Source organism: Pilosibacter fragilis, from assembly GCF_032490495.1.
Lineage (GTDB): Bacteria > Bacillota > Clostridia > Lachnospirales > Lachnospiraceae > Pilosibacter > Pilosibacter fragilis.
This window is the reverse complement of record NZ_JAVYJB010000053.1, coordinates 1-1515: the sequence shown is the minus strand read 5'-3', so window position 1 is coordinate 1515 and position 1515 is coordinate 1. Positions and strand designations below refer to the sequence as shown.

Sequence of the window (1515 nt, the reverse complement as noted above, 5' to 3'; positions counted from 1 at the left end):
ATCGACACTTCCGTCGATACGGATGATCTCAAGCAGTTCGGTTAATAGATGCTTTACGTAGTAGTAAACATTCAGACCATTTGCCCGGGCTGTTTCGGTAATGCTGTAGATCATTGCACTTGCCTGTGCACCACGTACTGTGTTCAGCGTCATCCAGTTCTTACGGCCGATCGTAAAGGTTCTCAGTGCGCGTTCACTGGCAAGATTATCGATCGGCACTTCCCCATCACTCAGGAATACCTTCAGATATTTTTCCTGATTCAGGCAGTAGTTAATCCCTTTTGCAGTTTCGCCCTTGGGAAGGACTGTCTGATCTGACTTTATTTCATGGATCCACGCAAAGAATTCTTCCAACAGGGGCTTGATGGATCTCTGCCTCTCTTTTAACCGTTCTTCCGGACTCAGATCCTTCAGCCCACCTTCCAGATCATAGACAGCACCGATCCTTACCAGTGCTTTATACGCAATAGATGACTGGATTGCTTCCGGGTTGCTTTTTCCGATTGCCTTGATCGCGTTTGCGAAATGGCGTCTTGCATGTGCCATGCAGTTTGCGTTCTTTATCCCTTCCAGATCCCGCTCCAGCTTGTGGTACTGTTCCAGCCCATCCGTCATAAGAATGCCGGAAAAATCCTTATAGTACGCCTTTGGATGGTCACTATGGCGTGTTTTCTGGTATTCATATATGATGACCGGTGGTACCTTGCCAAGTTCCCCGGTGATATGCACCCACATATAGCTTTTGCTGCCTGCGGGTCTTCCATCATGGATCACATCCACGGTCGTTTCGTCGCACTGGTTTACATGGGCTTTCAGCTGGCATTGCTTCATCATCTCGTATACGACTGATAAGTAGCGCTCTGCCGTCCATACAGTCCAGTTGGACATCGTCTGCTTGGACAGATTCAATCCGTTCGCTCCAAAATCCCTGGAGATCCGGTCGAGTGGGTTACTGTTTACATATTTAGAGTTGATGATCGCGGCTTCAAGAGAAGGGGTCGCAATGCTGCCTTTAAATAAAGTTGCCGGATGATCTCCACGGAGGAATTCATCCTGATGCGCCCCATCCGTTCCGACATACACTTTGATGACATGTTTCTCCGCAATCCATCTGGCCGGCTCGAACCGGAGTTGCCAGAAGATCTCATCCGGCATGCTTTTCCAGTTCCCCGAACCAAAAGCTTCGTTTAATTCCTGCTCCGGTATATCATGAGAAATCTCTTCCTGCGGGAAATCTTTCAGGTCTTCTTCCCTCTGTCCCTTCTTTTTAGACTTACGGGACCTCTTTTTTGCGGATTCGATAACCTCTTCCATGACCGGTTCAGGGGCGGTTTCATCGTAATTCGCTTCAGCCTCATTAAAAAAGGAGAGCTGCCCCGCGATATCATCCAGTTTTTCTGTCTGGCGACCAAAACGCTGCTGGTTTGCAAGCCGGACCTGTTCTATGAGGGTTTCATAGTTCTGTTCCAGCTTGTCGAGCCGGTCCTGCATCTGGAAGATAACATCGTTTTTTGC

The 1515-nt window shown here is 48.5% G+C and carries 1 protein-coding gene; it reads right to left on the bottom strand.

The genetic code is table 11. The annotated features are described in order from the left end of the window. Positions 1 to 1515: IS66 family transposase (gene tnpC, locus ABCW45_RS17680; protein WP_343221289.1), on the bottom strand; the 1515-nt coding region annotated here is incomplete at both ends.